Genomic DNA, 21,074 nt, shown 5'->3' on the forward strand with positions numbered 1-21,074 from the left:
CGTTTCGCAAATTTAAAAATTGATTAAATTTGCGAAATGAAATACAATTAGATAAAGGCGGTGAAATTGCGATGAAACTTATAAAAAGAGACTATTATCTAAATAAACTTTTATCGGTAAAGGATGTTCCGGATATAAAAGTTATAACAGGGGTAAGAAGAAGCGGTAAATCCAAATTGATGGATGCTTTCATAGATTTGATATCTGCTGATGATAAGGCTAATATTGTCCGAATTAAGCTGAACTTAAAGAAGTTCGAGAAACTGTTGGATGCGGACAAGCTTTATGACTACATAGAGCAACAGTATGCCCGCGATAAAACAAATTATCTTTTTATTGACGAAATACAGCTATGTGAAGACTTTGAACGTGTGATCAATAGCATTTACGAAGAAGAAATCTATGATATTTATCTTACCGGTTCAAATGCATTTCTTTTATCGAGTGATTTGGCTACGTTGTTTGGTGGAAGAGTTTATGAGATAAGTTTATACCCATTTTCCTTTAAGGAATATCTTATGTACTATCCATCAAATGATATAGATGAAGCCTTTGATTCTTATGTAAAGAAAGGTGGAATGGCTGGTTCATATCTTTATAAAACGGAGGAAGATGCCAGACAATATGTTAATGGTATCTATAGGACCACTATTACAAAGGATATTGTAAGAAAATTCAAGATAGAAAACGAAGATCTTTTGATAATGATTGGAAATTATCTTATGGATAACGTTGGCAATCAGACTTCGATAAGAAATGTGGCATCCAAACTAACATCTGGCACCTACAAAACTAATGATAAGACGGTAGGGGCGTATATGAATTATTTCTGTCGATCCTTCCTTTTTTATCCTATACAGCGGTATGACATAAAGGGGAAAAGATATCTGGAATCAGATAAGAAGTACTACCTGTCCGATTTGGCTTTCCGTTTTTCTGAGATAGGAACAAAAAATGCTGATTATGGGCATCTCTACGAAAACATTGTTGCAATAGAACTTCTAAGACGCGGATACGAAGTATATGTAGGTAAACTATATGAAAAGGAAGTAGATTTTGTCGCAATCAAAGAAGGCGAAAAGGTCTACATTCAGGTAACTGATGATATATCCAGAGAAGATACTTTTAAGCGAGAGGTTTCATCGCTTTTAGGGATTAAGGATGCTTATCCGAAGATGCTGATAGCCAGAACAAAACATGAGGAAAGTCAGCATGAAGGAATAAGGATTATCGATATCGCCAGATGGCTTTCCGATTCGCAAAAATAATATTTTTTTAAATTTGCGAAATGAACACAAATGCGGATAGTCGATTATATCCGGACATAGCCTCAAACAACTTACGCAACCCAACATAACAGATTGCACATTCATTGAAACGACGACCAGTGATCATTCGATACACGAAGTACATAAAGATGTATATATTGATGCGTTAAATTCATTGCTCAGATAATTATTATAGAGGGAGTATGGAAAAATGTGTGAGTTGTGGGATGTATACACAATAGACAGAAAATTGACCGGAAAGACTTGTATACGTGGGGAGCAGGGAAATTTATCAAAAGATGAATTCCACCTGTGGGTAATGATTTGGATAAAAAATCCAAAGACCGGAAAATATCTGATGTCGCAGAGAACAGCCGATAAAGACACGGATCCACTTAAATGGGAAACGGTTGCGGGACATTCTATATCAGGTGAAACCAGCCTTGATGCAGCGCTTCGAGAAGTATATGAGGAAGTTGGAATTAAACTGGATCCTGAGGATGCAAGAATTGTAGCGACAAAAGTGACTACGAGCTTTGACGGACAGCGTCATAACTGGATACGTGATTCATACTATTTTGAGACAACACAGGAGCCGGATTTGAAAAAGGCCACAACCCAAGAGGTTATTCAAACGAAGTGGCTTTCTTTTGATGAATTCAAAGAAATGTATGAAAAAGGTGAATGCTGCCTCAATATGGGAGATCTTTATGGTTTTGAGTTAAACCCTGTACCGGATCATGAATATCAGAATGTCATCGGTCAGATAGTCAGAGGAAAAATTGATCGCCCAATGGGAAGTTACCACCCGCGTCACAAAAATTTGTACTACCCGGTCAACTATGGTTATGTTGATGGAGTAATCGGAGGTGACGGAGAAGAACAGGATATATATCTCCTGGGCGAAAGCTCGGCAGTTAAAGAATTCATAGGAAAAGTAATTGCTGTGTATCACAGATATGATGACAGTGAAAATAAATGGATTGTAATTCCTTGCGATGAAAATGGCAATGTGCCGGACAATATCAGGATTCCGAATAAAGATGAAATCTACGCACAGATTGCCTTTCAAGAGCAGTTTTATAATGGGGTTTTGGTGGAGGATAAAAATCATGGGATTATCGATGGAGCCTGCCGAAAATAGAGTAAATATGAAAACAATTACTAATGAACAGGCAAGACAATTTATTCTTTTAAAACAGGGATTGATAGGAACATATCGGTTTATCGGAAAAGATGGAGCATATGAGTATGTGCGCCAGGCAGGCTGCATACAGTATGATCCTGTAGATGTTTGCGGAAAAAATGCAGAGCTGACCTTGCAGTCCAGAGTTAAAGGATTTAAGAAATCTATGTTGCAGGATCTTTTGTATAAAGACCGCAAACTTGTGGACTATGCGGACAAAGAGTTATCCATATGGCCGACGGAAGACTGGCCTTATTTTTCTTCTTATAGGGATAGGAGCCATGAACTGGGAGAAACCTTTGAAGGGCTGGATGAACTTAAGGAGCAGGCGATATACTACATAGAGGAGCACGGCCCTGTGTCCAGCGATACTCTGCCTATTGAGGGAGAGATATTTTGGCATTCTTCAATGCATTGGAGTGGTAATTGGCATAAAAAGTCCCAGGCTGCAAGATCTGTACTGGAGCAGTTATATACAGACGGTGAACTTGTTATACACCACAAAAAGGGAAGTCGAAAGTACTATGATCTGGCCAAAAGACATATACCGGAGACAATTCTTAATGCAGATAATCCCTGTAAAAATGAAGACGATTTTATCGCGTGGCGTGTTCTTCGCAGAATCGGTGCGGTAGGTCTTTTGTGGGATAAAAACAGTACAGCACTTCTTGGAATAAACATAAATGCCGAGAAACGTAAAGGGATACTTGATAGGCTGATAACTGAGGGGGAAATAGTTCCGGTAATTGTGGAAGGTTTTAAGCCGCTATTTCATTACCGCGTAGAAGATGAAGAGCTGATGAAGCAGGTGCTTCAAGGAGATGCTGATCTTAAGCCCCGAATGTCTTTCATAGCTCCGCTTGATCCGCTGATGTGGGACAAAGCGCTTATAAAGGCTTTGTGGGATTTTCAGTATTCCTGGGAAATATATACTCCGGCTGTGAAAAGGAAATATGGCTATTACACATTGCCTATCCTCTACGGAGATAAGTTTGTAGGGCGTATCGAAGCCATACCGGATCGCAAAGAGGAAATTTTGAGAGTCAAAGGACTATGGTGGGAAGACGGAATCCGTCAGACGAAAAAGCTTAGTGCTGCGTTGGAGCGTACACTAAAGAATTTTGCGAAGTTCAATGATTGTATACTGGGAGAGTAAGGAGAACTGATCAAGATGGAGACTGGCGTATGGATGGGGCAATACGTTCGCATGTAATGATCTTCAAAGAAACGTGATTATAAGTGTGAAACAGGCTCAAATAAGTGTATTTGGGCCTGTTTCATTATAAGTATGATAGGATGATTCCGAAAAATCAAAGAGAAATAGGAGCAGTATTATGTTTTGGGATAAGATTTCACCTTTATATGATTTGTTTGAGAATGTATATAACGGAAAGGTTTATTCCGGAACCGGAAAGAAGGTTGCTGAATTTATCGACCCTTCTGATGAAGTTCTGGAATGTGCATGTGGAACAGGAGCAATCAGCATGTATATAGCGCAGAAGTGCAGGAAGCTGGTTGCGACTGACTGTGCTTCAGGAATGCTTAGGCAGGCATCAAAGAAATGCCGAAAATATTCGAACGTGCTATTCAAAAAAGCAGATATTACGAACATAAAGTGTAAGGATAGTCAGTTTGATAAAGTGGTGGCGGGAAATGTGATTCATCTGTTGCCGGAACCGGAGAAGGCATTGCGGGAATTGGAGCGTGTTGTTAAGCCGGGAGGAAAAGTCATAATTCCCACGTATATAAATATGTCCAAGGGAACGGGAACTGCGGCAGTAAAGGTCATTACGCTTCTTGGAGCAGATTTTAAGAGACAGTTTGATCTGGATTCCTACAAGCAATTTTTTGCAGACATGAGATATACAGAAGTTGAGTATTATGTGGTGGATGGGCGTATGCCTTGCGCCATAGCGGTAATCACAAAAAGGGTATAAGGAAGTTCATGGCCTAAGGCTTCACTATATAGCTTCGGTAAAAATTCCGGAGCTTTTTTCGTGCATAAAGAGTTGACAAAAAATAAGTAATATATTACATTGTTTATATAGGTAATATATTACATAATATAAAAGGAGTTCACATGAATTACGATGAAGTGATGAATATCGAAAAAGTAAATTTTGGAGATATGCCTCCACAGCCATTTTTACTTGGATTACTCAGCGCGTTTGATAACAGATATCAGGCTGCAGCTGATGCATATTTCAAGGAGATTACCTGGAAACAGTTCTTTGCCATAATTTGTATCAACCTTTGCAAGGAACCTCCGACACTGAATGAGCTTTCTGATGTAATGGGCAGCTCTCATCAGAATGTGAAGCAGATTCTGCTAAAGCTTGAGAAAAAAGGCTTTGTCACAGCTGTTCCCGATGAAAAAGACAAGCGAAAGCAGCGGATATTTGTCACAGATAAATGCAGGGCCTTTTTGGAACAGAATGACAATAACGGTCAGCAGAGCCAGTACATCATTGGACGCATTTTTGCTGGGATCGATGAAAAGAGCCTGCAAACTACCATACAAACTATCATGAAAATGGAAAGGAACTTGAGCGAATTATGAAAACACTGATCATTTACACATCACAGACAGGTTTTACCAAAAGATACGCAGAGTGGCTTGCAGAGAGAATGAGTGGAGATCTGCTTGACCTTAAAAATGCGCAGAAGAAGAGTGCAGATTATTTCAAGGACTATGATGCAATCTGCTACGGCGGTTGGGCAATGGCAGGAAATATTGTAAAATGTAAGTGGTTTCTTGAAAAAGCTGTTAACTGGAAGAACAAGCGCCTGGCTATGTTCTGCGTAGGTGGCAGTCCTAATGACAATCCGGATGTAGAGGTTTTTCTTCAGAATGCTCTTACAGATGAGCAGAAGAAGTATATTAGAGTATTCTATTGTCAGGGAGGCTTTGACTATGAAAAAATGAAGCCCCAATACAAGCTTGCCATGAAGATGTTTGTATCAGTTCTGAAGAACAAGAAAAATGCTACTGAAAAAGAAAAGGGAATGGCCGAGAAATGTGCTTCATCCTACGACATCTCTGATGTCAAATATATAGAACCTATAGTGGATTATCTTGGAGAGGCGGAGAAAAACTATGAAAAAGTGGTATGATGAAGAATATGAATTTACTGTAGAGGTAACAGGTTTTTTACATGGAGATCATACAGAGAGATATTGCCGTAACGGTGAAGAAATCGGCGATGTTTACAGGTGTACCTATGGATGCCCGGTAAATGCGGACGGCTGCGTGATCTTCAAACTGACGGCAAAACCATTGGGAAATGAAAACTTTCACACGGGTGGCTTTTATGACTACCCGGATGAAACGCTAAAATAAAGGGGGAAAGGCTAAGATAATAATGATTGTGGAGATAAAAGATCCAAATGAAAAACAAGCTATCGCAAGGAAAGTTCTGGAGGCTCTTACTGACTGGTTTGGCGTAGAAGAGAGCAGAGAGGAATATATTTCCGGAAGTGCCGATTGGACGTTTTTTGCAGCAAAGGAAGATGATGAATATGTGGGATTTCTTTGCCTAAAAGAAACAGGAAAGGCCACTGTCGAACTGGCTGTTATGGGAGTTTTACAGGATCATCACAGAAGCGGCCTTGGCAGGCAGCTCGTAGAAAGGGCTAAAGAAACCGCAAGATTACAGGGCTATGAATTCATGCAGGTCAAGACTGTGAAGATGGGAATGTATGAGGACTATGACAGGACTAATCTCTTTTACATAAGCTGTGGTTTCAAGGAATTGGAAGTATTCCCTCTCCTATGGGATGAGGCAAATCCCTGTCAGATATATGTGATGTCTTTGAAATAATTTTCAGAATTTAGTATAATACTCATTGTGACTTCAGACAATTATAGGCGGTAAGTTTAAAGACTTGCCGTCTTTTTCTTAACATGGAAATCATACTATGGGGATTGCATTATGGCTGACTTTACATGGTTTAAGGATTCTGTTCCTGACCAGTTACCGGTAAAACAGGTTTATGGAATAGCATTTTCAGCAGATAACCGGGTTGTCTTGAGAATTGAGGATGGAAAATACAAATTGACCGGTGGAAAGCCTGAAAATGCTGAAACTTTTGAAGAGACATTGAAACGGGAATATATTGAAGAATTGAATATTGAACTGGAAGACATCCATTACCTTAAGTATTCTGATCGTGCAGGTAATGAAATGATTGATGATGCGGTACAACTTGCACAAGTATGCTATTTCAAAAAATAAAAGATAGTATCTCTGTATGCTATTTTTGAAAAATATATAGGGAAAGATTTGGGAGGATTATGGCAAATAGTTTATTTGTAGAGGGATTGATAGAGAATAACACAGGCAAACTTATAGAAGCTCCTAAGAGTGATCTGCATAACCATTCAACTAAGGGATGCACTCTTAAGTGGGTTGAAGAGCGGACGGGCCATTCTTTTCCCGCCCCTCCGGAAACCTTTGATGGTCTTGAGGGTATGCAGAACTGGTTCACTACCTATGTCAAACCCTTTTGCTCAGGAGATGAAGGCATAGTCTTTAGATGGGAGGGGGCGTTTGCTGAAGCCGGGCGCAACAATATTAAAAGACTTGCAATGAATTTCGGGGCTACGGAGATTGAACTTGTAGGAGGAATTGATAAATTCAGGGAACTGATTCAGGGTTTTCACATGAAATACTGTCCGGAAACAGTTTTTGAACCGGAACTTACCTATATATCAGCCTGCGATATCGATTCTGCGACAGATTCAATTGATGAGTATATAAAGACCGGATTCTTTAAGTCACTCGATGTCTGCGGCGGCGAGAATATTCGACCATTTGAAGCTTTTATTCCCCTGTATCGAAAAGCTGAACAATACGGGCTTACTAAGATAATACATGTTGGCGAGTCGGGATCTGCAGATGATGTAAGGAAAGCAGTTGAAGTGCTGGGACTTGATGAAGTTCATCACGGGATTGGCGCTGCCACATCAAAAGATACCATGCGATTTTTGGCGGATAATCACATACAGCTCAATGTTTGTCCGTCGAGCAATGTGATGCTTCGCTATGTCAAAGACTATGAGCATCATCCAATAAAGACGCTGGTTGAAAATGGCGTTGAGGTGACAATCAATACCGATGATCTTCTGATTTTCAATAGCTCTATAGAGAATGAATATCTCAAGCTTTACAAGGCAGGAACTCTATCGGCGGAGCAGTTGGAAGAGATAAGACTCAGAGGATTGAACGGAAAAAGGGAACTACTGTGAAGATATATTCCAGTATAAAATTACTATCTAAGGAGAAAAAATGGCAAAAAGACGATCTGTTGATCCTAAATATTCTATGTGTGTTCAGCCTTCTTTTATTATTGGCACGAATAACGAGGATGGTTCTGAAAACTTTGCTCCTATCACCTGGGCAAGTGCAACTCATGAAGATGGCGACCAATATTTATTTGTTATAAGTATGGCAGGAACTAAGATGACTAAGAAAAACGTTCTAAGAACCGGAGTTTTTAGTGCAAACCTTGTCAGCATAGATATGCTGTCGCTTATGGATTATTTTGGTTCTAAACATGCCAAAGATGGCGCTAAAAATGATATTTCCTATGAGGTTGTGAGGGGAGAGGTGTTGGATGTTCCTGTATTGAATGAAAGCCGATGGGTGTATGAATGTGAGGTTGCAAGAACTGTCGAGACTGGAGATTCAACTACTTTCTTTTGTCATATCCGCAATATACAGATGGATGAAAGACTTGAATGTGAAGATATATTTGACATTGATCTTACGGTACTGGATCCAGTCATCTATTCTGGAAAGTATCATAGCATTGGTAAAACGCTTGGAAAGATTGGAGATTTTGTACAGTAACATATAAATTTTCGTTTTTGAAGATAAGAAACTTTGAGGGATGTGTGATGAACAATACCTTTATCGAGATGAAATTCTTTCAGGTAAAACCTGATAAACTTGAGCAATTAGAATCTATGATTGAGGAAATGGCCACAAATCAGCTTAAATGTGAAGGCTGCATATAAGTTGGATGGAGCTATATGTATGGCTAAGATGCTGGACTAACAATTTCTTTCGGTAGATTGGTCTTCCGGGCATTTTCCGGAAAAACTTGTTGTAGCCATGAAGAAAAATATTAGTGTAGAACAGGAGCAAATAAATGTATGAAAGTATTGCTTTTTTGTTGTAAGGGATTTGAAACCATGGAGTTTGCACCGTTTGTCGATGTGATGGGATGGGCGAGAAATGATTATGGTTTAGCGACTGAAGTCATTACTGCCGGTTTTTCTAAGACTGTTGTAGCTACATTCGGAATTCCGATTTTGGTTGATAAGACCTATGATGAGATAGATGTTTCCGAATATGATGCCCTGGCTATCCCCGGTGGATTTGAAGAATTCGGTTTTTATGAAGATGCGTATGATGAAAGATTTTTAAATCTCATACAAGAGTTTGACCGTTCTCATAAATTTATCGCTTCTATCTGTGTAGGAGCTCTTCCGATTGGAGCAAGTGGAATACTTAAGGGAAGAAAAGCTACAACATATCATTTGGGAGATGGTAGAAGGCAGAAGCAGCTTGCAGAATTCGGAGCAGAGGTGATACCCGATCAGAGTGTTGTGATTGATGAAAATGTAATAACCAGTTTTTGTCCTGAAACAGCTTCTCATGTTGCAATTGCCTTATTAGGCATGCTTGTGGGAAGTGAAAGGGCACAGATTGTTGCAAAGGCAATGGGATATTAACTTCCAGTTGAATTTTTATAGACGATGACAAATCGAGATTTTTCGCTACATCTTTTGGTTTATGTATAATAGGGATTGAAGGGAATATGGGAACAAAAGTGTGAACAAATAATACATAGGCTGGAGGTTAGCTTTGAAACTGTATAGAAAGATAGAGACGGGCGCGAGAACTTACAATTATTTCTGCCCTGTTTTTGTCGGTGACAGACTAATATATTTTGTTTTGAATAATGATTCCGCATTCATCAGGTGCGAGGACGTAGTCGAAGGCGATGTTGTCTGGGAGTATTTTGTTAATGATGCTTTTACGAGCAGATGCGTCCAGCAGCTGTACGGTGGAATTGTGTGGCAGAATAGAATTATATTTGCAACCGAGCGGATGATTTTGTCGCTTGATCTTAAGACCGGCACTGAACAATCAGAAATGAAAGTTTTGACAGATAAACCAGACCTATCTGTTGTGGGAAACAATCTTTTTGTTACAAGTGGTAATGAGATAATCAAGATTGACCTTGTTAAGGGCAAAATAATAAAAAGGAAGAAATATAGGGTCAAGTGGCTTGTGGGACCGGTTCTGGAAGATGACGGAAAGCTGTATGTTGCCACGTCGAATTCCAAGATTCTCAGAATCAGCAACGACGATTTAACGGAGACGCTTAATTATAAGTACCCCGGAACTTGGAGCGTGGGCGTGCCTGCGGGAATAGTTGGTGACAGAATCGTGGGCTCTTCATATTCGCAGTATGTGATTTGCTTTGATAAGAATACAGGTGAACCATTATGGCAAAAGAAAAAGAAGGCCGGTTCGGAACCCTCTCAAGTGATTGATGCCGATAAGGGAATCATCTATAGTTGCGAAAATATTAACAACAAACATATTACTGCTTTGCGGATCAGTGACGGTAAAAAGCTGTGGGATAAAGAAGCCGAAATATGGGGAATTACCGATATTGATTCCAAATCTATGGCAGGATTCCTAAAGTCCGATAACGGTGATTATGAATTTGTACAGATAGATAAAAAGACCGGAGAACTCATTGCGGCCCAAGACATTCCCAAAATGCACAAGAACTTGGAAGACCCGTTTCGCAGTTATAGTATGCCGATGGAAATAGTGCACTCAGACCAATTTGTGGCCTTTGTCTGTGGGACAGGTGACATCTATCAAATACAATGGTGAAAGATTGGATATGGATAAACAACAAATGATAAAAGGACTATTCTTCGATTTTGATGGTGTTATCGACAAGAAGATGCTTCAGTATATAAAGGATAGGCGTGACAACTATCTAATTGGAATGATAACCGACAATAAAGCTGATAGATTAAAAACCATTGTAAACAACAACGAACTTAAGGACCTGTTTAATGTGATAATAATTTCGGCAGATGTTCATAGTAGAAAATCTGAGAGAAAAATATTTGAAGAGGCCTTAAAACAGTCCGGTCTTAAGGCAGAAGAGTGCATATTTATTGATAATACAGCGTCCAATTTGAAGATACCTTCTGAAATGGGATTTACTACAATATATTTTGACGATGAAAAAAGAGATTATAGTAGCTTGTATTGTTTTTGATTTATCTATATTCCAGTAGGATAATCAACCAAGAAGAAAAGGATTAATAAAGTCATATGATGAAAAAAGATCTTTTAATCAAAGCGGCACAGCTTTACGGATTCGATACTGCCTCTGCCAAGGAAGTCCCAGGGCATGAAGGCGGAAGGAATCTGGTATTTATGATTGGAAATGATTCGGTCCTCAGAGTGTCTTCTCTTTCAGATAGAAGCATTAAGGATTATGAGGCGGAAATCGAGTATGTACATTATCTTTCTGAAGGTGGAGCCAGCGTGGCAGAATCAATTCCCTCAGGGAAAGGTAACCGTATTGAAATTATCGATGGGATGGCAGTGACCATGTTTGAGGCTGCAAAAGGTGATCAGATAGCCGATCATGCTTACCGGTATATTGATGGAGTTCCGATAGATGAGTACTTCTATCTTACCGGCAAGGTTTTAGGGAAAATACATGCTCTTTCAAAGAACTACAGCCCGATTCATAAGCGTTTTGATTTCTTCGAGAAGTACAACGAAGACTATTTCGAGAGCCTTATCCCGGATGATTTCTTTTGTTTACATATGAAGATGGGACGTCGGATTAAAGACAGACTGCATGAATTTCTGGAGGAACTGCGCAGACTTCCGCGGAACTCCGAAAACTATGGAATGGTTCACTTTGACTATAGCGATGGAAACTATAACATTGAGTATGATACAGGGAAAATCAATGTATTTGATTTTGATAACTGCCGTACTTGCTGGTATTTATATGATATTGCCAATTTATGGTCCCATGGTCTTGGGTGGATTGCCTGGAATGAAGACGCAGATGAAAGACGGGCATATATGGAAAAATATATGCAGACAGTCATTAATGGATACCGGACTGAGTGTACCATAACCGATGAAGAACTTGAGCATCTGGAAATGATGGTCAATACAGTATTGATGGAAAATATCATTGATGTCTTTGAGGTAAAGAAGGCTTCCGGCGAAGAATTCGTTTTCGATGAGGAAGAAAGCTACAATGTGAAGTGCCTTGTGGAGGGGCTTAGCTGGTTTGGCTTCTACAGTGATATTTTTGATAACGAATCACCTTTTGAGGTAGAGATATAAAATTGCAGTAAAACTTACCATTGAAGAAGTTTTAATGAAGAGGTGAGTATGACAAAAGTATTCTTTGTAAGGCATGCAGAACCTAATTATGATAATCATGATGACAGAATTCGTGAGTTGAGTCCTCGTGGAATGGAAGATAGGAAAAAGGTTACTGCTTTTTTGGCTGATAAAAATATAGATATAGTTATTTCGAGTCCATTTAAGAGAGCCGTTGATACTGTTCAGGATTTTGCAGATAAGAATGGACTGACTGTTGAAATAGTTGAGGACTTTAGAGAAAGAAAAGTTGATAGTGGTTGGATAGAAGACTTTGCCTCTTTTTCCAAAAAGCAATGGAGCAATTACTCTTTCAAGTTATCAGATGGCGAATGTCTTAGGGAAGTTCAAGATAGAAATATAGCAGCCCTTGATAATGTTCTGAAGAAGTATCCAGGAAAAAATATAGTAGTTGGAAGTCATGGCACAGCATTAAGTACCATTATAAATTATTATGATAAATCTTTTGGCTATGATGATTTTGAGAATATTAGATTTCTGATGCCATGGATTGTGGAGTTTAGTTTTGATGAGCTAGGAAATTGTACGGACATCAAACGGCATTCTCTGTGATAAGTATAAGTGTACTAAGGTTGGGGACGGAGTTAGTGGCTCATTTCATTAAATTCCATTTTATGGAGAAAGTATGAAAAAGGTATTTAGTAAGGTTTTTGTAGGAATAGGAATTACGATAGTATCGATTCCTGTCCTACTTTTAGCTCTTTTTGTAGTAATAGAGGTAGTTGGATTTATGGCAACACTTCCGGAACAAGTAACTATGTTGAATGTGAATCCAAGGTCACATTTAATTCAAATTTGCCTGAGGATGAGGTGAACAGCATATTTGAGGCACAATATGAGTATTATGCGTTGGAAAAGAAGGATGGGAGTTATACTATGACTATATATGGTGATGCACCTTTCCCAGACAACATTGAAGGGCATTAAAGGAAACAATATATTCCAGTTTTATTTACGACAACAAATTGGTGGCTTGGTAGAATGATCATAATATATAAAATCCTGAGAGAAATCATTTGGCTGTTTGTGTGGGTAACAGTTGCAGATATTATTTTATTTGGACTTCCAATCCTCAAAATAGTCAGAAAGTGTAAGTATAAGGAATACCTAATTGATGCTGCAAACAGATTGGAGTATCAGCAGGGGAGTGAATGTAGCGGCTATTCAACAGCATTTGTTTTCAGGCATCTTGGAATCGACATAGACGGACTTTCTGCGTATAAGCAGATTCCTTTCAAACTTTTGAGAGGCAGCGTTTCGGGAATGGGCATAGTTCTTTTGTGCCTAAAATATAATGTGAGAGTATTGCTTCGGATAGGGAATGTTGAGGCGCTAAAGGATTTAGTATCAAAAGGTGTTCCGGTTGTGGTTCTTACCAGGACAGGCGTTGGCTCAAGATGGCTTCACTACATAACAGTAGTGGGATTTGATGAGGAATACATCTATACAGTGGATTCGATGGAAGAGCACGTGAATAGCGAAAATACGCCATATAATCGTAAAATCTCTATATCTGATTTTAAGAAGATATGGATGACAAGTAAGATATACCAACCGCTTATGTTTAATTTGTTTTTTGAAATGAAGAGATAAGCGATTTTGGGGGACGCAGACAGGATTATATTTCAGGATAAAATGGTATATGTAAAGGAGACTAAAAATGAGCACAGGTGAATTAATAGTATCAATAATTGTTTTCATGATTGCCATAGCATTAATATTTTTAGCGATATTTCATTTTGGTGAACGCGGACACTTGTTTAATAATGCGTATATATATGCATCAAAAACACAGCGAGAGACAATGAATAAGAAACCATATTACAGACAATCTGCGGTTGTTTTTTGTTTGCTGAGCATCATTTTTATTATTATCGGATTAGCCGTTGTGTTGCAAAATAGTAGGTTGTTCTTTCTGGAAATCCCATTTTTTATTATTGTTATAGTTTATGCAATAATATCAACTTTGAAGATTAACAAACAAAATGAGGACTAATTAGTTCTCTCCGAAAATATATTCCAGTTTAAAACGACCGTTAACAATTTCACAAATTGAGCGTGAGCTGCATAAAATTGCATAACCTCAAAATTGACTTCCCCCCATAACTCTATTAAAATTTGGTGTTATGGGGGGAAGTTGTTGATTCAAAATATGTGGTCTGTTACAATTACATAAAAGGATGTTTAGAAAGGTTTGCACATGGATAAAAAGGATTTCATCGGCAGAGAACAAGAAGTCGACATAATAGAAAAATACTATAATTCTTCAAAATCAGAAATGGTGGCTGTTTATGGACGAAGAAGAGTTGGGAAGACATATCTGATAAAAAAGACCATGGGGAAGAAGTTTGATTTTGAATTTGTTGGTAGTCACAAAACTCCAGCCAAGGTTCAACGTGAACAATTCCAGAACGAAATTGATAAGTGGTCTCACAGTACCGGTAAGATCCCCAAGGATTGGTTTGTAGCATTTAGCAACTTGAAAGACTACTTATTGTCTTTGAATAAGAAAAGAGTTGTGGTTTTTTTGGACGAACTTCCTTGGATGGATACTGTAAATAGTAATTTCTTGAGCGCCTTTTCTTATTTCTGGAATACATGGGATAGTGCAAAAGCTTTATTAAAACTATACGTATGTGGATCAGCTACTACATGGATGGTAGATAAACTGATTGGTGATCAGGGGGGACTATATGGTCGTGTTAGTCGCCCAGTTTATTTGGCACCTTTTACACTGGCAGAAACTGAGCAATATCTGAACAAGATAAAAAAGATGCATTACAACAAAGCACAGGTACTTGATGCATACATGATTTTCGGAGGCATTCCATTTTACCTTGATATGCTTGATAACGAACTGCCATTTACTGTAAATGTTGACAGATTATTCTATGGCAGTGATGCTCCACTGCGAAAGGAGTATGATTTCTTATTCCGTTCGCTGTTTAAAAAGAGTGTAAGCTATCAGAAAGTTGTAACGTTGCTATCTAAGAAATTATCTGGGCTAACACGTGAAGAGATTTCTGCTGGATGCAAGCTTGAAGGTGGAGATTTAACTACAATTTTAAACAACCTTAATTCCTGCGACTTTATTAGAGTTTATTACTGCCCTAATAAAAAAGAGAAGGGCAAAATCTACCAGTTAACAGATATGTTCACTTTGTTTCATCTTAGATTTGTTAAAAGAAGTAATGGACAGGATAAAAACTATTGGACGAATATTGCTGGAACCGGAGAAGTTAATGCATGGGCAGGGTATGCGTTCGAGCAGGTTTGTCTACATCATATTGATCAGATAAAGATAAAGCTTGGAATATCTGGAATATTAAGCAATGTGTACGCTTGGAGCGAGAAGGCATTTGTTGATTCAGATGGGACTAAATGGAAAGGCGGACAGATTGATTTAATAATCGACAGAAGTGATAAGGTTATGAATTTATGTGAGATGAAGTTTGCTCAGGATGAATACACAATAACTGGAAAGTATTCAGATACTATTAGGGAACGTACAAGCTTGTTTAAAAAACAGATGAATACTAAAAAAGCTCTTCGATGTACATTTGTTACCACCTATGGAGTCAAGGAAAATAGCTATAGCGATATAGTTGATAACCAAGTGCTGTTAGAAGATCTATTTCGATGAGTGCTGGATGACTCGCCCCCAAATGCATGTTAAAACATTATGATTTGGTGGCGAGTTGTTCAATATAAATTTTTTTCTTGATATTTCCGGTCTAGTCAGGCTAGACCGGAAATGTAGTTTAGTCTGACTAGACCAGGAGGGAACGCGTATGGAACTCGAACTTGGGGCAATTCAACTTAACAATGAAAGTGCTTGTATGAAGTAATGATAAATGATACGCTTTTCATGGCAGTAGTAGTGGTCTTGGTAATGTTCGGTTTTTGTGTGGTAACTTAAACATACATCATCATAGTTTCACTATCTACTGCTTTTTGAGTAAAAGAAACGCTGCGCCACAGCCTTGGCAGGCCGTCGCGCAGCGACTTAGTTCTATCGGAATATAAATGAAAAAATAATCAGAGGAATGCATAATGAAAAAGACATTTATTGAGATGAAACTCTTTCAGGTAAAGCCCGATAAACTCGAGCAATTCGAAGCTAAGATTGAGGAAATGACCGCAAATCAGTTTAAATGTGAAGGCTGCATATCACTCAAGTATTTCAAGAGATTCTATAAAGATTTGCAAAAAATGCTGATTTCTCCATTTGATATTAACTTGGGGTATTCGGTTTAAGGTAATACTTATGACGATAGAATACAGACAAAAAGCTTTAGAAGCGTTAGCTCATTACAATATAACAGCGACAGAAATAGAATTGCTGAGACACAATGAGAATCTGACCTATCGCGTGGGAAACGAGTATTTGCTGCAAATACATGAGCCGACAGAGGGGTTTTCAGCAGAGTTTTTTTACGACGGTGTTGATCGTGTCGAGATATATAAGTCAGAACTTGATTTTCAAGCCTACTTAAAGAAACAGAGCATGCAGATACGCGAAGCTGTTGAAAACCGTTATGGTGAACTCATTACAAAGTTACAGAATGGTACATATGTTACGGTTTCGAAATGGTTGGATGGCGAATCGTTAGACAAGCTTGAGTTGAATGATGCAATCTGCTATCAGATAGGTGATATGCTTGCGCGTTTGCATCAGAAGGCAAAGGGATTCCGGGTATCACCGGTAAAAACCTATGGAAAGCAACATTGCGAATGCACGAAAAGGAGATTTCAGGCACTGGAAAATCTGGGGTTAAGCAACGAGTATTCTTTGATCATGCAAAAGTGCTGTGATCATGCCGGAGCTGTATTGGAAAACGTGCAGGATGAATTTCAGATGATCCATGGGGATCTGTCTGCATCGAATATCTTGCAAACACCGAATGGGCTTGTGCCTATTGATTTTTCTTTTTTCGGTATGGGACATCCGATGTATGATCTTGCTGTTCTGTTTGGAAATATCGGCGGATCATTGGCGCGTAGGCAACAAATGGCAGAAGGATATCGGAATACAGGCGGTACGATCCGTTACGATGTGTTAGATGCCTGTTTTGTACTTACCTTGTTAGATTGTCTCGGAATTCATTATGAACAGTGGAGTAAGCAAGAGTGGTTTGCATCGAGAATGCAACGGTGGAATAAGGAAAACCTGATCCCATATGTGCAGGGAGAGCGAATATATGCGGATGATTTTTATCTGTTACATGTGCAAGGATAACTCCGAATTTAAAACGTCTCCCTTACCTGTGCCAGGAATTTTTCTGCAATAGGTGTGAAGGTCTGGTACTTGTTCCAGATCAGATATAGCGTTGTTTCCTGCTTGGGAGAAAGTGGACGGAATACAAGGTCGCTTTCTTCGGAGCAGTCTATCAGATGCTCAAAGGTCAGAAGTATACCCAGGCCTTCCTTGGCAAACATTGATGCATTATAAGAAAGACGGAAGGAACCTTCCAGGTGGAGCTTGGAAAAATTCTCCCCGGCCCATTCCGGTATCTCGATATTCCAGCTTTGTTCAGAGCAGAAGAGTGGCTGTCCTATAAGGTCGGCTACTTTTATGCTCTTTTTCTTTGCCAGGGGATGACTCTTTAAGATAATAGCACCCCAGCGGTCAGTATCAGGGAATGTGACATAGTCATATTTATCTTTGTTAGGTGTTTCGCAGATTACGCCAAAATCCAGTAACCCCTTATCAAGCTTTTCTGTTACCTGCTCAGTATCACCGCTGGTGATGTGGTAGGTGAAGGAAGGATATCTGTCTTTTAGCTTTTTAATCTCTCGGGCAAGATGACAGATCTGATAGGATTCCGCCAGACCAAAGTATATGTCTCCACCTGTGATATCATCCAAGGAGACAAATTCCTGCTCGATTTTATCTGCCATTAACACAAGATCCTCAGCACGGTCACGTAGAAGCATTCCTTCATCTGTGAGTTTGATGGAAAAACTATGTCTGGTGAAAAGCTTTTTTCCTAGTTCTTCTTCAAGACTTTTTAATGCCTTGGAAAGAGTAGGCTGTGTGACATGAAGTAATTCTGCGGCTCGTGACATGTTCTCTTCTCTTGCGACGGCAAGAAAATATCTTAAATTCCTTATTTCCATAAGAATCCCCTTAAATAAAATGATATGCCCAAAATGAATATCATGATATTCATTATAACCATTAGCAAAGAGATTGTACATGGATTATAGTGAGGATGTCAGATGAAAACACAACACAAACAGGGAATAAAGAGATGATGAATACTGAAAAATTAAACCTGACACCCCAGTGGGATAAGACATTTGAGAAGAGCGATAAGGTCCTTCACAGGAAAGTGACCTTCATAAACCGCTTTGGCATAACACTTGCAGCAGATATGTATGAACCCAAGGATGCAGAAGGGAAACTTCCTGCACTTGCTGTATCAGGACCATTTGGAGCAGTAAAAGAGCAGTGCTCCGGGCTTTATGCACAGACTATGGCGGAGAGGGGATTTTTGACGATTGCCTTTGATCCTTCATATACCGGAGAGAGTGGCGGCGAGCCGAGATACATGGCATCTCCTGATATTAATACTGAGGATTTTATGGCGGCGGTTGATTTCCTGAGCCTGAATGAAAAAGTGGATTCGGAGCACATCGGTATCATTGGAATCTGCGACTGGGGCGGAATGGCTCTTCAGCGCCTGGAAGATTTAAAGAACGGTTCCTATAAACGTGCAGGAGGATGCCTGCCACTTCCTGTTCCGGAGGATGTTCCGTTCTTTGTGAAAGATTACAGCGAATACTATAAGGGCAGGGCATATCATGAAAGATCCCTTAACTCCAATGAAGGATGGAATGTGATCGGATGTGAGTCGTTTATGAATCAGCCTATCCTTAAGTATTCAAATGAGATCAGAAGCGCAGTGCTCATCATTCATGGAGAGAAGGCGCATTCCTGCTATTTCTCGAAGGATGCCTATGCAAATATGATAAAGGACAGCAAGTATACGGATAATAAGGAACTCATGATCATTCCGGATGCTGTTCATACTGATTTGTATGATAATCTTGATGTGATCCCATTTAACCATATCGAAGAGTTTGTAAGGAAATATGTATGAAGATAAGAATAGCATTTATACTGTTCGTTTTTGTATTTCTTATGCCGGGAGCAACGGCGTGTGGTACAGCTGATGCCTATAGCTATCCATATGAAATGGAGGTGAATGACATGAAGACTTTGCTGATGAAGATTGGAGATACAAGTGTAGATGTTGCCTGGGAAGAAAATGCTTCCGTGGAGGAGCTTAAGGGTCTTGCTGCATCAGGACTGACAATATCAATGTCGATGTACGGCGACTTTGAGCAGGTGGGATCTATCGGAAAGAGTATCACGAGAGATGATAAACAGACAACTACAACAGCGGGAGATATTGTTTTGTATTCCGGAAATCAGCTGGTAGTCTTTTACGGTTCCAATTCCTGGGCATATACAAGGCTCGGAAGGGTAAACTTGTCTGAAAATGAATTAAAAGAACTACTGAGCAACGGTGATGTTACGATCACACTCAGTGTTGAATAGGAGGAGATATGGCAAAGAAGGTTCTGATAATTGAAACAAGCCTTAGAACGGGAAGCAATTCGGATATCCTGGCTGAGAGCTTTGCAGAAGGCGCAAAGGATGCCGGAAATGATGTGGAGATTGTTTCGCTAAAGGACAAGAAGATTAGCTTCTGCACCGGCTGCTTTGCTTGCCAGAAGTTGGGAAAATGCGTTATCCCTGATGATGCCAATGTGATAACTGAAAAGATTCTAGAAGCAGAGGTTGTCGTATGGGCTACACCAATCTATTATTACGAGATGAGCGGGCAAATGAAGACAATGATCGACAGGGCTAATTCCCTGTATCCAAGGGATTACAAGTTCAGAGAGGTTTATCTGTTATCTACAGCGGCAGAGGATGAAGCTTATACAGATGAAAAAGCGGTCAGTGGTGTTAATGGCTGGATTGATTGCTTTGAAAAGGCTGAGTTTAAGGGAAAAGTTTTTGCCGGCGGCGTAAATGAGCGTGGTGAGATTGAAGGGCATAAGGCGTTGGATGAAGCTTATGCTATGGGAAAATCAATCTAAGCAGTTGCGCATAATTTGAGGCACAGGCAAAATACTACAGGGATGCCAGTGCGTGATATTTTCTCTACACAGTTTCCGCATATTTTTTTCTGTACTGAAGAGGCGTTATGCCTTCGAGTTTATTGAACATATTTATAAGGCCTCTGGAGTCTGAGAAGCCGCAGTCCATGGCAATCTCCAGAACTGACTTCTGAGTTTGTACCAGACTGTCCTTTGCAGCATTGACGCGCATTCGTGTCAGGAATTCTTTATAGGTTATTCCCATATTTGACTTGAAAAATCTGGAAAAATAGCTGGCGGAATAACCGAAAGTCTCGGCAACAGACATTTCATTTATGGCACCGTCATAGTTTTCTTCAGTATATGAAATGATTTTTCGCAGGATATCAGCGTTCTTCCTGCTCTTTTCGGGCAATTCGGTGTCTTTAAGACTCAGATCATCTTTGCAGATGAAATATAAAAGCTCATGAACAAGGCCTAAAAGACGCATGTTTTCATACTTGGTAAGCGGTTTGCCATCTGCATATTGTGCGAGATCCTTCATTATTTCGGCGGGTCTTTCTTCGCCGGGTTTAAAAACAGGAATAAAGTAAAGTTCGTCGAAGTTTGGGATGTAATTGCGAAGGAATGAGTCACTTATCTGAAGTACAGTCGTAAGTGTCGGGGGCAGTTTATCATAAGGTGTTGTCCTGTTTGAGATTACCTTATGGATACTACGAGTGTTGACGATGATAAACAGACCTTTTTTCAGGGGATGGGCGATTCCGTCTGTAAAATATTCACCATCATCTGAATAAGAATAGACTATTTCGAGCTCGTTGTGCCAGTGGTCGAGGACATCGCTGATCGCAGAGAGATCTTTATTCGGGTATAAGTCCTTTTTATGAACATTTAGTATTTTGAAGGGCAGCTCTGTGTGGTAATGGACAACCTCGTAGGATATGTCCTTGCTTTGCATATCTGACATGATTTTTCCTTTTTATATATGTTCTAAATAATTAAAATCGCAATATTTGTCATTATAGTGTATTT

General features: G+C 39.4%; 27 protein-coding genes. 25 read left to right on the top strand and 2 right to left on the bottom strand.

The genetic code is table 11. The annotated features are described in order from the left end of the window. The first annotated feature begins 71 nt into the window (after positions 1 to 71). From G630_RS0107495 to G630_RS0107615, 22 genes are all read left to right on the top strand, one after another. Positions 72 to 1,268: an ATP-binding protein gene (locus tag G630_RS0107495; protein WP_026498215.1), complete on the top strand. Its 1,197-nt coding sequence runs from the start codon at positions 72 to 74 to the stop codon at positions 1,266 to 1,268. A 319-nt stretch (positions 1,269 to 1,587) separates the two neighbouring features. After that, entirely contained in the window at positions 1,588 to 2,412 is an 825-nt protein-coding gene (locus tag G630_RS24155) for an NUDIX domain-containing protein (protein ID WP_196805770.1), read from the top strand. Beyond that, positions 2,381 to 3,610, top strand: a complete 1,230-nt coding sequence (locus G630_RS0107510) for a winged helix-turn-helix domain-containing protein (protein WP_022763519.1) — start codon at positions 2,381 to 2,383, stop codon at positions 3,608 to 3,610. Before G630_RS24155 ends, G630_RS0107510 begins: the two co-directional genes overlap by 32 nt. A 178-nt stretch (positions 3,611 to 3,788) precedes the next feature. Continuing rightward, positions 3,789 to 4,391, top strand: a complete 603-nt coding sequence (locus G630_RS0107515; protein WP_026498217.1) for a class I SAM-dependent methyltransferase — start codon at positions 3,789 to 3,791, stop codon at positions 4,389 to 4,391. 143 nt (positions 4,392 to 4,534) lie between these two features. Then, positions 4,535 to 5,014 carry a MarR family winged helix-turn-helix transcriptional regulator gene (locus tag G630_RS0107520; protein ID WP_022763521.1) on the top strand — a complete coding sequence of 160 codons (480 nt, stop codon included), beginning with the start codon at positions 4,535 to 4,537 and terminating at the stop codon, positions 5,012 to 5,014. Beyond that, on the top strand, positions 5,011 to 5,568 hold the full coding sequence (locus G630_RS0107525) for a flavodoxin domain-containing protein (RefSeq protein WP_022763522.1): 558 nt from the start codon (positions 5,011 to 5,013) through the stop codon (positions 5,566 to 5,568). Before G630_RS0107520 ends, G630_RS0107525 begins: the two co-directional genes overlap by 4 nt. Then, positions 5,552 to 5,794 (top strand): hypothetical protein, encoded by a 243-nt coding sequence (locus G630_RS0107530; RefSeq protein ID WP_026498218.1) that lies wholly within the window; start codon positions 5,552 to 5,554, stop codon positions 5,792 to 5,794. Before G630_RS0107525 ends, G630_RS0107530 begins: the two co-directional genes overlap by 17 nt. Positions 5,795 to 5,822: 28 nt before the next feature. Further along, on the top strand, positions 5,823 to 6,275 hold the full coding sequence (locus G630_RS0107535; protein ID WP_330363779.1) for a GNAT family N-acetyltransferase: 453 nt from the start codon (positions 5,823 to 5,825) through the stop codon (positions 6,273 to 6,275). A 111-nt stretch (positions 6,276 to 6,386) separates the two neighbouring features. Next, a complete protein-coding gene (locus tag G630_RS21150) occupies positions 6,387 to 6,689 on the top strand; it encodes an NUDIX domain-containing protein (RefSeq protein ID WP_049946137.1) in 303 nt (100 codons plus the stop codon). A 59-nt stretch (positions 6,690 to 6,748) separates the two neighbouring features. After that, positions 6,749 to 7,702: a hypothetical protein gene (locus G630_RS0107545; protein ID WP_044958916.1), complete on the top strand. Its 954-nt coding sequence runs from the start codon at positions 6,749 to 6,751 to the stop codon at positions 7,700 to 7,702. A 40-nt stretch (positions 7,703 to 7,742) separates the two neighbouring features. Beyond that, positions 7,743 to 8,306: a flavin reductase family protein gene (locus G630_RS0107550; RefSeq protein WP_022762984.1), complete on the top strand. Its 564-nt coding sequence runs from the start codon at positions 7,743 to 7,745 to the stop codon at positions 8,304 to 8,306. A gap of 305 nt (positions 8,307 to 8,611) precedes the next feature. Then, the gene (locus G630_RS0107560) at positions 8,612 to 9,193 is read left to right on the top strand and encodes a DJ-1/PfpI family protein (RefSeq protein WP_026498222.1); all 582 of its coding nucleotides are present in this window, start codon (positions 8,612 to 8,614) and stop codon (positions 9,191 to 9,193) included. A 133-nt stretch (positions 9,194 to 9,326) separates the two neighbouring features. Then, a complete protein-coding gene (locus G630_RS0107565; RefSeq protein ID WP_026498223.1) occupies positions 9,327 to 10,373 on the top strand; it encodes an outer membrane protein assembly factor BamB family protein in 1,047 nt (348 codons plus the stop codon). A gap of 10 nt (positions 10,374 to 10,383) precedes the next feature. After that, the gene (locus tag G630_RS21155; RefSeq protein WP_049946138.1) at positions 10,384 to 10,770 is read left to right on the top strand and encodes an HAD-IA family hydrolase; all 387 of its coding nucleotides are present in this window, start codon (positions 10,384 to 10,386) and stop codon (positions 10,768 to 10,770) included. Between the two features lie 56 nt (positions 10,771 to 10,826). Then, complete coding sequence (locus tag G630_RS0107575; protein ID WP_026498224.1) at positions 10,827 to 11,867, top strand: phosphotransferase enzyme family protein; 1,041 nt, start codon at positions 10,827 to 10,829, stop codon at positions 11,865 to 11,867. 48 nt (positions 11,868 to 11,915) lie between these two features. After that, positions 11,916 to 12,479, top strand: a complete 564-nt coding sequence (locus G630_RS0107580; protein ID WP_026498225.1) for a histidine phosphatase family protein — start codon at positions 11,916 to 11,918, stop codon at positions 12,477 to 12,479. Positions 12,480 to 12,552: 73 nt separating this feature from the next. Then, positions 12,553 to 12,741, top strand: coding sequence for a hypothetical protein (locus tag G630_RS0107585; RefSeq protein ID WP_026498226.1), 189 nt, complete (start codon positions 12,553 to 12,555; stop codon positions 12,739 to 12,741). Positions 12,742 to 12,908: 167 nt separating this feature from the next. After that, entirely contained in the window at positions 12,909 to 13,520 is a 612-nt protein-coding gene (locus tag G630_RS0107595) for a hypothetical protein (protein ID WP_026498227.1), read from the top strand. Positions 13,521 to 13,587: 67 nt separating this feature from the next. Continuing rightward, positions 13,588 to 13,923 (top strand): DUF3784 domain-containing protein, encoded by a 336-nt coding sequence (locus tag G630_RS0107600; protein WP_026498228.1) that lies wholly within the window; start codon positions 13,588 to 13,590, stop codon positions 13,921 to 13,923. A gap of 204 nt (positions 13,924 to 14,127) precedes the next feature. After that, on the top strand, positions 14,128 to 15,570 hold the full coding sequence (locus tag G630_RS0107605; RefSeq protein ID WP_026498229.1) for an AAA family ATPase: 1,443 nt from the start codon (positions 14,128 to 14,130) through the stop codon (positions 15,568 to 15,570). Between the two features lie 410 nt (positions 15,571 to 15,980). Beyond that, positions 15,981 to 16,184, top strand: coding sequence for a hypothetical protein (locus tag G630_RS21160; RefSeq protein WP_044958919.1), 204 nt, complete (start codon positions 15,981 to 15,983; stop codon positions 16,182 to 16,184). 10 nt (positions 16,185 to 16,194) lie between these two features. After that, a complete protein-coding gene (locus tag G630_RS0107615) occupies positions 16,195 to 17,166 on the top strand; it encodes a phosphotransferase enzyme family protein (protein WP_026498230.1) in 972 nt (323 codons plus the stop codon). An 8-nt stretch (positions 17,167 to 17,174) separates the two neighbouring features. Here the strand turns inward: G630_RS0107615 and G630_RS0107620 are convergent, their stop codons facing one another. Further along, positions 17,175 to 18,047, bottom strand: a complete 873-nt coding sequence (locus G630_RS0107620) for a LysR family transcriptional regulator (protein ID WP_022762974.1) — start codon at positions 18,045 to 18,047, stop codon at positions 17,175 to 17,177. A gap of 134 nt (positions 18,048 to 18,181) precedes the next feature. Here G630_RS0107620 and G630_RS0107625 point away from each other — a divergent pair, with 134 nt between their 5' ends. The 3 genes from G630_RS0107625 to G630_RS0107635 are packed head-to-tail and all read left to right on the top strand — an operon-like array spanning position 18,182 to position 20,042. Then, a complete protein-coding gene (locus G630_RS0107625; RefSeq protein ID WP_026498231.1) occupies positions 18,182 to 19,033 on the top strand; it encodes an alpha/beta hydrolase in 852 nt (283 codons plus the stop codon). Then, complete coding sequence (locus G630_RS0107630; protein ID WP_242829915.1) at positions 19,030 to 19,494, top strand: cyclophilin-like fold protein; 465 nt, start codon at positions 19,030 to 19,032, stop codon at positions 19,492 to 19,494. Before G630_RS0107625 ends, G630_RS0107630 begins: the two co-directional genes overlap by 4 nt. Before the next feature lie 8 nt (positions 19,495 to 19,502). Continuing rightward, the gene (locus G630_RS0107635) at positions 19,503 to 20,042 is read left to right on the top strand and encodes a flavodoxin family protein (protein WP_026498233.1); all 540 of its coding nucleotides are present in this window, start codon (positions 19,503 to 19,505) and stop codon (positions 20,040 to 20,042) included. 64 nt (positions 20,043 to 20,106) lie between these two features. Here G630_RS0107635 and G630_RS0107640 read toward each other — a convergent pair whose 3' ends face one another. Beyond that, positions 20,107 to 21,009, bottom strand: a complete 903-nt coding sequence (locus G630_RS0107640; RefSeq protein WP_026498234.1) for a helix-turn-helix transcriptional regulator — start codon at positions 21,007 to 21,009, stop codon at positions 20,107 to 20,109. Positions 21,010 to 21,074: the final 65 nt, after the last annotated feature.

The sequence above is a fragment of the Butyrivibrio sp. WCD2001 genome, assembly GCF_000424485.1.
Lineage (GTDB): Bacteria > Bacillota > Clostridia > Lachnospirales > Lachnospiraceae > Butyrivibrio.

Bases quoted from the DNA above. Each gene is read 5' to 3' on its own strand.
- G630_RS0107530 (WP_026498218.1), top strand. From the start codon at position 5,552: ATGAAAAAGTGGTATGATGAAGAATATGAATTTACTGTAGAGGTAACA.
- G630_RS0107595 (WP_026498227.1), top strand. From the start codon at position 12,909: ATGATCATAATATATAAAATCCTGAGAGAAATCATTTGGCTGTTTGTG.
- G630_RS0107520 (WP_022763521.1), top strand. From the start codon at position 4,535: ATGAATTACGATGAAGTGATGAATATCGAAAAAGTAAATTTTGGAGAT.
- G630_RS0107640 (WP_026498234.1), bottom strand. From the start codon at position 21,009: ATGTCAGATATGCAAAGCAAGGACATATCCTACGAGGTTGTCCATTAC.
- G630_RS0107545 (WP_044958916.1), top strand. From the start codon at position 6,749: ATGGCAAATAGTTTATTTGTAGAGGGATTGATAGAGAATAACACAGGC.
- G630_RS0107510 (WP_022763519.1), top strand. From the start codon at position 2,381: ATGGGATTATCGATGGAGCCTGCCGAAAATAGAGTAAATATGAAAACA.
- G630_RS0107585 (WP_026498226.1), top strand. From the start codon at position 12,553: ATGAAAAAGGTATTTAGTAAGGTTTTTGTAGGAATAGGAATTACGATA.
- G630_RS0107515 (WP_026498217.1), top strand. From the start codon at position 3,789: ATGTTTTGGGATAAGATTTCACCTTTATATGATTTGTTTGAGAATGTA.
- G630_RS0107550 (WP_022762984.1), top strand. From the start codon at position 7,743: ATGGCAAAAAGACGATCTGTTGATCCTAAATATTCTATGTGTGTTCAG.
- G630_RS0107625 (WP_026498231.1), top strand. From the start codon at position 18,182: ATGATGAATACTGAAAAATTAAACCTGACACCCCAGTGGGATAAGACA.
- G630_RS0107630 (WP_242829915.1), top strand. From the start codon at position 19,030: ATGAAGATAAGAATAGCATTTATACTGTTCGTTTTTGTATTTCTTATG.
- G630_RS0107635 (WP_026498233.1), top strand. From the start codon at position 19,503: ATGGCAAAGAAGGTTCTGATAATTGAAACAAGCCTTAGAACGGGAAGC.
- G630_RS21150 (WP_049946137.1), top strand. From the start codon at position 6,387: ATGGCTGACTTTACATGGTTTAAGGATTCTGTTCCTGACCAGTTACCG.
- G630_RS21155 (WP_049946138.1), top strand. From the start codon at position 10,384: ATGGATAAACAACAAATGATAAAAGGACTATTCTTCGATTTTGATGGT.
- G630_RS0107580 (WP_026498225.1), top strand. From the start codon at position 11,916: ATGACAAAAGTATTCTTTGTAAGGCATGCAGAACCTAATTATGATAAT.
- G630_RS0107615 (WP_026498230.1), top strand. From the start codon at position 16,195: ATGACGATAGAATACAGACAAAAAGCTTTAGAAGCGTTAGCTCATTAC.
- G630_RS21160 (WP_044958919.1), top strand. From the start codon at position 15,981: ATGAAAAAGACATTTATTGAGATGAAACTCTTTCAGGTAAAGCCCGAT.
- G630_RS0107620 (WP_022762974.1), bottom strand. From the start codon at position 18,047: ATGGAAATAAGGAATTTAAGATATTTTCTTGCCGTCGCAAGAGAAGAG.
- G630_RS0107605 (WP_026498229.1), top strand. From the start codon at position 14,128: ATGGATAAAAAGGATTTCATCGGCAGAGAACAAGAAGTCGACATAATA.
- G630_RS24155 (WP_196805770.1), top strand. From the start codon at position 1,588: ATGATTTGGATAAAAAATCCAAAGACCGGAAAATATCTGATGTCGCAG.
- G630_RS0107600 (WP_026498228.1), top strand. From the start codon at position 13,588: ATGAGCACAGGTGAATTAATAGTATCAATAATTGTTTTCATGATTGCC.
- G630_RS0107495 (WP_026498215.1), top strand. From the start codon at position 72: ATGAAACTTATAAAAAGAGACTATTATCTAAATAAACTTTTATCGGTA.
- G630_RS0107560 (WP_026498222.1), top strand. From the start codon at position 8,612: ATGAAAGTATTGCTTTTTTGTTGTAAGGGATTTGAAACCATGGAGTTT.
- G630_RS0107575 (WP_026498224.1), top strand. From the start codon at position 10,827: ATGATGAAAAAAGATCTTTTAATCAAAGCGGCACAGCTTTACGGATTC.
- G630_RS0107525 (WP_022763522.1), top strand. From the start codon at position 5,011: ATGAAAACACTGATCATTTACACATCACAGACAGGTTTTACCAAAAGA.